Source organism: Allobosea sp. P4_C6 (assembly GCF_056402015.1).
This window is the reverse complement of the sequence record NZ_JBFUIF010000007.1, coordinates 185,982-195,348: the sequence shown is the minus strand read 5'-3', so window position 1 is coordinate 195,348 and position 9,367 is coordinate 185,982. Positions and strand designations below refer to the sequence as shown.

9 protein-coding genes are annotated in these 9,367 nt (G+C 63.1%); 4 read left to right on the top strand and 5 right to left on the bottom strand.

Going from position 1 to position 9,367, the window contains the following annotated elements; genetic code table 11:
• Window positions 1–219 precede the first annotated feature (219 nt).
• Window positions 220–717, top strand: coding sequence for an Lrp/AsnC family transcriptional regulator (locus AC1DVA_RS07640; RefSeq protein ID WP_265055315.1), 498 nt, complete (start codon window positions 220–222; stop codon window positions 715–717).
• Window positions 718–949: 232 nt separating this feature from the next.
• Here the strand turns inward: AC1DVA_RS07640 and AC1DVA_RS07635 are convergent, their stop codons facing one another.
• The 4 genes from AC1DVA_RS07635 to cax form a co-directional block, all read right to left on the bottom strand.
• Window positions 950–1,234, bottom strand: coding sequence for a BrnA antitoxin family protein (locus tag AC1DVA_RS07635; protein ID WP_476805546.1), 285 nt, complete (start codon window positions 1,232–1,234; stop codon window positions 950–952).
• 62 nt (window positions 1,235–1,296) lie between these two features.
• Complete coding sequence (locus AC1DVA_RS07630) at window positions 1,297–1,755, bottom strand: Ros/MucR family transcriptional regulator (RefSeq protein ID WP_476805545.1); 459 nt, start codon at window positions 1,753–1,755, stop codon at window positions 1,297–1,299.
• Between the two features lie 487 nt (window positions 1,756–2,242).
• Window positions 2,243–2,614: an ion channel gene (locus AC1DVA_RS07625; protein WP_476805544.1), complete on the bottom strand. Its 372-nt coding sequence runs from the start codon at window positions 2,612–2,614 to the stop codon at window positions 2,243–2,245.
• 62 nt (window positions 2,615–2,676) lie between these two features.
• Window positions 2,677–3,771 carry a calcium/proton exchanger gene (gene cax, locus AC1DVA_RS07620; RefSeq protein ID WP_476805543.1) on the bottom strand — a complete coding sequence of 365 codons (1,095 nt, stop codon included), beginning with the start codon at window positions 3,769–3,771 and terminating at the stop codon, window positions 2,677–2,679.
• A 410-nt stretch (window positions 3,772–4,181) separates the two neighbouring features.
• Between cax and AC1DVA_RS07615 the strand changes: the two genes are divergently transcribed.
• Window positions 4,182–4,580 carry an acyltransferase family protein gene (locus AC1DVA_RS07615; RefSeq protein ID WP_476805542.1) on the top strand — a complete coding sequence of 133 codons (399 nt, stop codon included), beginning with the start codon at window positions 4,182–4,184 and terminating at the stop codon, window positions 4,578–4,580.
• Window positions 4,581–4,694: 114 nt separating this feature from the next.
• Complete coding sequence (locus AC1DVA_RS07610; protein WP_476805541.1) at window positions 4,695–5,234, top strand: hypothetical protein; 540 nt, start codon at window positions 4,695–4,697, stop codon at window positions 5,232–5,234.
• 97 nt (window positions 5,235–5,331) lie between these two features.
• Here the strand turns inward: AC1DVA_RS07610 and secA are convergent, their stop codons facing one another.
• The gene (gene secA / locus AC1DVA_RS07605; RefSeq protein WP_476805540.1) at window positions 5,332–8,109 is read right to left on the bottom strand and encodes a preprotein translocase subunit SecA; all 2,778 of its coding nucleotides are present in this window, start codon (window positions 8,107–8,109) and stop codon (window positions 5,332–5,334) included.
• Between the two features lie 367 nt (window positions 8,110–8,476).
• Between secA and AC1DVA_RS07600 the strand changes: the two genes are divergently transcribed.
• Window positions 8,477–9,334 (top strand): peptidylprolyl isomerase, encoded by an 858-nt coding sequence (locus tag AC1DVA_RS07600; protein ID WP_476805539.1) that lies wholly within the window; start codon window positions 8,477–8,479, stop codon window positions 9,332–9,334.
• The last annotated feature ends 33 nt before the right edge of the window (window positions 9,335–9,367 follow it).

Genomic DNA, 9,367 nt, shown 5'->3' with positions numbered 1-9,367 from the left:
GCGTTAGGCCGACCCTGTATTCATGAACTTTGATTTCCTTGGGAACGCCTACGCGCATTGAATCCTMCTGAGTTTGGAGCGGAGATAGTAGCGCAGGAGCTTCAGCGAATTTCGACGAATTGCGATAGAAGTATCGCCAATTTCATTGGATTCAATCGATAATTGGGGATATGGCGCTRGCATCGTGCGTAAGCTTGGCCGTGGTCGCAGGAACACAACATGGCTCTAGATAATCTGTCGCGTATCCTTTTGTCCGAACTCGTGGAAGATGGCCGTGCAAGCCATATCAAGCTCGCCGAGCGCATCGGCTTGTCCGCCACGGCAGTAGCCCGACGACAACGCGCCTTGGAGGAGGAAGGCGTGATCGTCGGCTATCACGCACGATTGAGCCAGAAGGTGCTCGGTCTAGGGGTAACCGTTATCATCAGATTGGCTCTGAACAGCCAGAGTGAAGACGCCCTTTCAGCATTCGAAAAGGCCGTCGCCAAATGCCCCTCGGTTTTGAGGTGCTTCTTAATGTCGGGGGAGGACGATTATTTGCTCACTGTCATCGCCCGAGACGTCGAGGACTTCGAGCATGTTCACAAGACGCAGTTGTCCCGATTGCCGCACGTTGCGCGAATCCAATCAAGCTTTGCGCTCCGTCAGGTCATAGAGAGGCCTGTTCTGCCTCCGCTCCAATCAGGAGAGGGGCGCCACGGCCAGACGGACCGATAGCGGGCAGATGACGTGACTGCCAACAGTTCTAAAGCGTGCTGGGCCCGATCTCCTGAAGCCTCGGTATTTGCCATCTCGTCTTCACACGTCGTCGCGCTCTGTCCCGATGTCAGCAGGCGCGTGACGCGTGCCTCGCCCGGCGTGAGATCGAAGAGAGCATKTCGGGATCGAGGTCGCCGCTTCGGCCGTCGCCGATGCCTCCTGAATGGGATCCCCTTTCGCCATTGCCGCACTAGCCGTCGTTCGAAGAGTTCASYTCGTCGGGCATGACCGCTWCATCTCCACCGATGCCCGCGGCCTGSCGCAGCGCGTTGTTGATRCGATCCTGCCAGCCTGGTCCGCCACTCTGAAAATGGTCAAGCACACTGCGATCGATCCGGAGCGAAACGAGTTCTTTCGCTCCGGGAACGCTCGGCCGCGTGTCGRCRGGCRTCGGTGCTTTCGGAACGGCCGGCTTGAACAGTGCCTCGGCCTTGTCCCGGGCGCTGGTGGGCCTGCGAGTTCTGTCGCTGTTCATSGAGYCTCTTTGTCGTTGGTCGCCRTGTCGGCCGGTRTCGCTYTATCGAGCAMGCGTCTCGGTCAGGCCTTGGCCTTCACACGCCGTGGGCTCTTGGCAATTGGAGCCTTGCCGAGAGCGGTCGCAGCCTTCCGACCAAGACCCATCGACTTGGCCAAGGCGGAGCGCGCTTCGGCATAGTTGGGTGCCACCATCGGATAATCGGAAGGCAGGCCCCATTTCGCTCGGTACTGGTCGGGCGTCATATCGTACTTGCTGCTGAGATGGCGCTTCAGCGATTTGAACGCCTTGCCGTCCTCGAGGCAGATGATCGCATCGGGGGTAACCGACTTCCTGATCGAAACSGCTGGGACAAGCGGCTGGGCAGCAGGCGCGGCAGCTTCAGCTCCCAAGCCAGTCAGTGCCGCATGAGTCTTCGCGATAAGCTCSGGCAGATCGGCGCGGGTGACATTGTTATGYGCCACGTAGGCCGCAACGACCATCGCTGACAGATCGATAAGCTGGTTGTTGTCTTCAGACATTGGTYTTTGTGATCCCAGGAGATGATCGGAATGGATGGCGACGCAGACGTTGTCCTCGCCGAGGTTGGGGGTGAGCTAGCCGCTACGCCGAGCAGCTCGCAACAATTTTCGAGCTGCCTCTGAATATATCATACTGAGCTAGAAGCCTGCAGCCTGTCGATTTCTTCAAATCGCCCGCGAAATAAGTGGCATTCGTCAGTGCCACGGGCGTGCCCCGGGGCACTGCGCGCAGCGCTCGCGAGACGGCAAGTAAGGCCGACTACGCGTCGACATCAGGTCATCATCCAGTTTGGCTGAAGTCAGCACGATTTGCGCCAGAAGCGATAGTTGGGCCACTGCCCGAAAGCGGACGTGCCCCATGTTGGGGGGAACGTCCATTCCCGACCCATAGCAGAGATTGCACAGCTCTGCTTTCGAGCCGCAGGCTTCCTGCGGGGGCCCGCCATGGATCACTTGCCGGGTCGGCAATGCCGTCAGCCTCCCCTTCTCACACTTTTATTGCTCGTCTGAGAATCTCAAGGATTACGGCGGTTGACCAACCAAACAACAGCACACCATTCATTGCCGTCATTGGCCCTGGCAAATTCCAGCGATCCACCGGCGTCACGGCGCCGTAGCCAAGCGTCGTATAGTTTACGAAGGAGAAATAGATCAGATCAGCCCCTTCTAGCGCAGCTCCAACAATTCCGTAAGCCAGCCAAACAAGAACTTCAGCAATATATGCCGCCATCAAGAAAGACACGCTAGCAATCATAACGTCTATCAATTGGAGCGTGTGGCGATACTTTGCGTTGGCGACAGTGACTCTCGCCGCCACATGGCGGCGGCCATCAAAAACACATGGATGGCGATATTGCACGCGCTGACTAAAGCGCCCACGAGAACCTGGCGAAGCATCGAGAACGCTTCGGCGGGGGTCGATCACACGACCGGAGGCGGCAACAGGTAAAGGGTGATCGCGAAGATCAGGTACACCAACAGCAAGAGCACTCCCACAAACCAGGCCGAGCGTCCGCTGTTGGTCACCAGGGACACGGTCATGGTCGCGATGATCATCATGATGACGACACCCGGCCAGAACTGCAGGCTCATCGGCGCGGGCCCGATGACATAACTGAGCAAAACCAGCACCGGCGCGACGAAAAGCGCGATCTGAGCCGCGCTTCCCAGCGCGATGCCCACGCTGAGATCCAACCGGTCTTTGCGCGCGCCGGAAAACGCCGAGGCCATCTCCGCTGCGCCCCCCACCAGTGCCACGATGACGAAGCCCACAAATGCCTGGCTCATCCCGAACGATAACGCCGCCTGTTGAACCGACTCGACGAAGACCTCGCTCACCAGCGCGACCAGTACCGTGACTCCTGCCAGCGTGGTCAGAGCCAACCCCATCGGCCACGGCACCTCGCCGGCTTCCGCGTGTTCCGCCCCGCCGAAGAGTTCACGATGTGTCTTGAGCGAGAACAAGAGGCCCAATCCGTAGGCCGCAATGAGCAACACAGATAGACACACGCTCAATTTCGCGGTGAAGACGGACCCCGCCGTGGAATCGGCTCCAGAGACCGCCGACGGAACGAGCAACGCGACCGTTGCCAGAAAAAGCAAGCACGCCTGGAGGCGGGCGCTGCCCCGATTGTATTCCTGCACATGGTGCTTGAGTCCGCCGAGTAGAAACGACGCCCCCAGCATGAACAACGTATTGGTGACAATGGCTCCCGCGATGGATGCCTTGACCAGCGCGTATTGCCCGGCACGCAACGCGGCCAGTGCGATGATAAGCTCAGTCAAGTTTCCCAGAGTGGCGTTGAGCAGTCCTCCGACCGTATCACCGGTCTTGGCCGCTACGGATTCAGTGGCGTGGCTCAGAAGGACAGCCAGCGGCACTATTGCCAGGACGGACAGGATGAAAAGCAGAGTATGAGCTTCAGGCTTGAGCTTCTGCGCGGCAAATACGACCGGTACGATGGCTAAAAGCCAGAGTATGGGATTATGACGAATTTCTTTTAGCAAGAGGTTCATAGGGGGCACCTTGCAAGTAACGGTGCGGTCGATATCGCCCGACCAGATTGGCAGAACAGGATATGCGAATAGGAGAGTCAAGTTTCTTGAACAGACACATGCGCAAAGCACAGCTCCTCCCGTTAGGAGAGCAAAGATCATCGAGCGCGATCGGCCGCTGAACCCCTTGCATGGAGTTGGCCGCACGCCGGCTGCCACCCATCGCGCCTCCCGGCACTGGCACCACGCCGCCTCTTGAATCCGCATCGGGCACCGCGCGCCCCGGCTGCGCCAAGCGCGGATAGGGCCCGACTTCGACTGTGACGCTCCGCCCCTTGCTGAAAGCTTACCGGCGGCTGATCCTGTCCGGCGGCGATCCTAACCCGGTGCTAAGCCGAGTGTGCGAAACTCCGGGCGGAGGAATCGGCATCATGGCTGAAACGACTGCACCAGCTCATCGACCGGCCGCGCGCATCGGCTGGGTCGATACGGGCAAGGGCATCTGCATCATCCTGGTCGTGCTGATGCATGTGGCAGGCGGACTCGAACTCACCGACGGGCAAGGCAGCTGGATCGACCCGCTGATCGCCTGGGCGAAACAGTTCCGCATGCCCGGGCTGTTCCTACTCTCGGGGCTGTTCGTACCGCGCCTCGTCGGCCTCGGCTGGAGCGCCTTCCTCGATCGCAAGGTCGTGCCGCTCGCCTATTTCTACCTGCTCTGGTTCAGCATCAACCTGCTGATGCGCGTTCCGCCCTGGGGCGAAGCCGGCCTCACCGGCTTCGCGCAGAACTATGGGCTCAGCCTCGTAGACCCCTTCGGCGTGCTCTGATTCATCTATCTGCTCACCATCTTCTTCGTCGTCGCCAAGGCAGTTTGGCCCTGGCGCCGTGCCGCGCTGGCCGCCGCCGCGCTGCTGGCCCTCGCCCCGCTGAGCACCGGCTGGATGGTGCCCGACCAGTTCACCGCCTATTTCGTCTTCTTCCTCGCGGGGGCCGTGTTCTCCGCCGGGATTCGCGCCGCCGCCGATCGGTCTGCTGCTCATCGCAGCAGAACCCTCCTGCTTTGGGGCGTCTGGTTTGCGCTCAGCGCGCTGGCGACGCCCTTCCTCGGCCGCGACATCCTGACGACGCCGCCGGGGGTGCATCTGCTGCTGGGCATCGCCGGAGTGGTCGGCATCCTGCTCGGCTCGGTGCTGCTGGCCGGGCACCTGCCCTGGCTCGACTATTGCGGGCGCAACTCGCTGCCGATCTACCTCGCCTTCTTCCTGCCGATGGCGGCCGGACGAATGGGGCTGCTGCGCTCCGGCGTTCAGCTCGATCTCGGTGTCGCCGCGCTGCTGCTGACGGCGGTCTCCGTTGCCGTGCCGCTGCTGCTGCATCGGCTGGTCAGGCACACGCCGCTATCCTTCCTCTTCGCGCGGCCGGCCTGGCTCGGCACCCGCGCCCACGCCGCAGGCCAGCGGGAACTCGGCTCGTCGATCTGAGCGGCCGACCGTCACTGCCACTGCGTATGCGGGTGTTCAGAACGCATGACGCCCGGCGCAGGGCCGGGCGTGAGGCAGGGAACCAAAGAGCGCTGCGTCAGACGAACTGGCCGTGGCAGTGCTTGAACTTCTTGCCCGAGCCGCAGGGGCAGGGCTCGTTGCGACCGACCTTGCCCCAGGTGTCGGGATCGGTCGGGTTGCGGTCGAGCACGGTGGTGTCGGCATCCGGGGCGGCGAATTGCAGCCCCGTCCCGCCATAATCGCCGCCGAAGCCCGAGCCGGAACCGTCCTGCATCTGGAGCGGCGCCTGCTCTTCCGGCTGATCGAAGCGCACTTCGACGCGCGAGAGGTGCCCGGTGACCTGCTGGCGGAGCTGGCCGATCAGCCCGTCGAACAGCTCGAACGCCTCCTGCTTGTATTCCTGCAGCGGGTCGCGCTGGGCAAGGCCGCGCCAGCCGATGACCTGGCGGAGATGGTCGAGCGTGACGAGGTGCTCGCGCCAGAGATGATCCAGCGACTGCAGCAGCACCTGCTTCTCGACATAGGTCATGACCTCGTCGGTGTTGCGCTCGATGCGGCCGGCATAGTCTTCGTCGGCGAGCTTGCGGATGCGCTCGCGGATCTCGCTATCGGCGATGCCCTCTTCCTTGGCCCAGTCCTCGATGGGGAGATCGAGGTTGAAGGACTGGATCACCTCCTGCTTGAGGCCGGCGGTGTCCCACTGCTCGGGATAGGCTTCCTCGGGGATGTGGCGGGCGACGACGTCCTCGACGACGCCATGGCGCATGTCGTCGATCGTCTCGCGCACGCTCGCCTGGCGCATGAAGTCGCGGCGCTGCTCGAAGACGACCTTGCGCTGGTCGTTCATCACGTCGTCGTATTTCAGGATGTTCTTGCGGATGTCGAAGTTGCGCGCCTCGACCTTGCCCTGCGCCTTCTCCACCGCCTTGTTGATCCAGGGGTGGACGATGGCCTCGTCCTCCTTGAGGCCGAGCTTCTGCAGCATGCCGTCCATCCGGTCGGAGCCGAAGATGCGCATCAGGTCGTCCTGCAGCGACAGGAAGAATTTCGAGCGGCCGGGGTCGCCCTGGCGGCCGGCGCGGCCGCGCAGCTGGTTGTCGATGCGCCGGCTCTCATGGCGCTCGGTGCCGACGATGTAGAGGCCGCCGGCCTTCAGCACGCGCTGCTTGAAATCGGCGACCTCGGCGCGGATGGCGGCGGCCTTCGCGTCGCGCTCCGGGCCCTCCTCGATGCCGGCGAGATCATGGGAAATCCGCATGTCGGCATTGCCGCCGAGCTGGATGTCGGTGCCGCGGCCGGCCATGTTGGTGGCGATGGTGATCGCGCCGGGCACGCCGGCCTGCGCGACGATATAGGCCTCCTGCTCATGGAAGCGGGCGTTCAGCACGGCGAAGGCCTTGACCGTCCGGCCCTCGCGGGCGGCCTGGTAGACCGGCTCCAGCGCGGTGGGATCGGTGAAGTCGAGCAGCTTGTAGCCCTCCTTCTGCAGCATCTCGGCAACGAGCTCGGAGCGCTCGATCGAGGTGGTACCGACGAGCAGCGGCTGGCCGTTCTCCTGCGCCACCTTGATCTCGCGGATGACGCCGCGGACCTTCTCCTCGAAGGTGCGGTAGACCTCGTCATCCTCGTCCCTGCGCGCGACCGGCACGTTGGTCGGGATCTCGACGACCTCGAGCTTGTAGATCTGGAAGAACTCGTCGGCCTCGGTCGCGGCCGTGCCGGTCATGCCGGCGAGCTTCTTGTAGAGTCGGAAATAGTTCTGAAAGGTGATCGAGGCGAGCGTCGCGTTCTCGGGCTGGACGGTGACGCCTTCCTTGGCTTCGAGCGCCTGGTGCAGGCCCTCCGAATAGCGCCGGCCCGGCATCATGCGGCCGGTGAACTCGTCGATAATGACGACCTCGTCGTTGCGGACGATGTAGTCCTTGTCGCGGGTGAACAGGGCGTGCGCCCTGAGCGCCTGATTGACGTGGTGGACGAGGGTGACGTTGTGCGCGTCGTAGAGGTCGCCCTCCGTCAGCAGGCCGGCCTCGCGCAGCAGCTCCTCGATATGCTCGTTGCCGGCCTCGGTCAGCGCGACCGTGCGCTGCTTCTCGTCGACCTCGTAATCGCTGGCGATCAGCCCCGGCAGCACCTTGTCGATCGAGACGTACAGATCCGACTTGTCGTCGAGCGGGCCGGAGATGATCAGCGGCGTGCGGGCTTCGTCGACCAGGATCGAGTCGACCTCGTCGACGATGGCGAAGTGGTGGCCGCGCTGGCTCATCTGCGCGACCTCGTACTTCATGTTGTCGCGCAGATAGTCGAAGCCGAATTCGTTGTTCGTGCCGTAGGTGATGTCGCAGGCATAAGCGCTCTGGCGCTCCTCGTCGTCGATGCCGTGGACGATGATGCCGACGCTGAGGCCGAGGAAGTTGTAGAGCTTCGCCATCCATTCGGCGTCGCGGCGGGCAAGATAGTCGTTGACGGTGACGACATGCACGCCCTTGCCTTCGAGTGCATTGAGATAGGTCGGCAGCGTCGCGACCAGCGTCTTGCCTTCGCCGGTCTTCATCTCGGCGATCGCGCCCTCGTGCAGCACCATGCCGCCGACGAGCTGGACGTCGTAGGGGCGCTGGCCGAGCACGCGCTTGGCCGCCTCTCGCACCGTGGCGAAGGCCGGCACCAGCAGGTCGTCGAGCTTGGCGCCGTTGGCGATCTGCTGCTTGAACTCCTCGGTGCGCGCCTTCAGCGCGTCGTCGCTCAGCGCCGCTATCTCGTTCTCGAGAGCGTTGATCGCGGCGACGCGGGGCTGATAGCCCTTGACGCGGCGGTCGTTCGACGAGCCGAAGAGTTTCTTTGCGAGCGCGCCAAGCATGTTGGGCCTTTCAGGTGATGCTGGTCCTCCGGCCGGCGCGGCTGTGGTTTCGCGCCCGGGTCGGTGGTCCGGTATTCTCGAATGCGACCGCGTGTTTAGACGCGTGCGCGGGCAGGGTCCAGCGTGCGTTTCGTCCAATCGGCAGCGAAACGGCAAGCGAATTCGGCTCCGGATGTGGGGTTTTGCCCGGCCTCTTCCAAGATGCGCGACGGCAGATGGTGCGACACTGCGGCAGCTTCGGCCTCCCGGACGGTGCAAAGCTGCGTGATCGGACCCGCAATCGCCTGATCCGCCTTGCCTTTGCCGCGTTCAACTGGCAGTGCAGCCGCCAAAGCGTCTCGGGTTTTCCGACGAAAGGCCGTCACCCATGAACTCAGCCCGTTTCATCGCCGTCCTCGGCTTCACGCTGCTCGCGGCGCCGGCCTTCGCCCAGGCCGACAAGGTCGTTGCCAAGGTCGACGGCATCGCCATCACCGAGAAGGACATCCAGCTCGCATCCGAGGATCTCGGCGAGCGCTTGGCCCAGCTCCCCGAGGATCGCAAGCGCGACGAGGTCATCAACTATCTCGTCGACCTCAAGCTCGGCGCCAAGGCGGCCGTCGACGCCAAGATCACCGATACGCCCGATTTCACCGCCCGCCTCGCCTATTACCGCGAGAAGGTGCTGCTCGACGAATATCTGACGCGCGAGAGCAAAAAGGCCGTCACCGCCGACGCCGCCAAGAAGCTCTACGACGAGACCACCAAGGCGATGGCTCCCGAGGAGGAAGCCCATGCCCGCCACATCCTCGTCGAGGACGAGGCTCAGGCGAAGGCCGTGGTCGAGCGCCTGAAGAAGGGCGAGGATTTCGCCAAGATCGCCGGCGAGATCTCGAAGGATCCGGGCTCCGGCAAGGAGGGCGGCGATCTCGGCTGGTTCAGCAAGGACCGCATGGTGCCGGAATTCGCCGAGGCCGCCTTCAAGCTGAAGAAGGGCGAGGTCTCCGAGCCGATCAAGAGCCAGTTCGGCTGGCACGTCATCAAGCTCGAGGACAAGCGCTCCAAGCCGCTGCCGGACTTCGCCGCCGTGAAGCCGCAGATCGACCAGTATCTCGAGCGCAAGGCCCAGCAGGACCTCGTCATCGCCATGCGCGAGAAGGCCAAGGTCGAGCGCCTCGACAAGCCGGCTGAGGCCCCCGCGGCCAAGCCCGACGCTGCCAAGCCGGCCGAGCCGAAGAAGAACTGATCGGCCACGTCATTCTCGGGCGAAGCGAAGCGC

Coding starts and splice junctions, on each gene's coding strand:
- AC1DVA_RS07600 (WP_476805539.1), top strand. CDS start 8,477: ATGAACTCAGCCCGTTTCATCGCCGTCCTCGGCTTCACGCTGCTCGCG.
- AC1DVA_RS07640 (WP_265055315.1), top strand. CDS start 220: ATGGCTCTAGATAATCTGTCGCGTATCCTTTTGTCCGAACTCGTGGAA.
- AC1DVA_RS07615 (WP_476805542.1), top strand. CDS start 4,182: ATGGCTGAAACGACTGCACCAGCTCATCGACCGGCCGCGCGCATCGGC.
- secA (WP_476805540.1), bottom strand. CDS start 8,109: ATGCTTGGCGCGCTCGCAAAGAAACTCTTCGGCTCGTCGAACGACCGC.
- cax (WP_476805543.1), bottom strand. CDS start 3,771: ATGAACCTCTTGCTAAAAGAAATTCGTCATAATCCCATACTCTGGCTT.
- AC1DVA_RS07610 (WP_476805541.1), top strand. CDS start 4,695: ATGGTGCCCGACCAGTTCACCGCCTATTTCGTCTTCTTCCTCGCGGGG.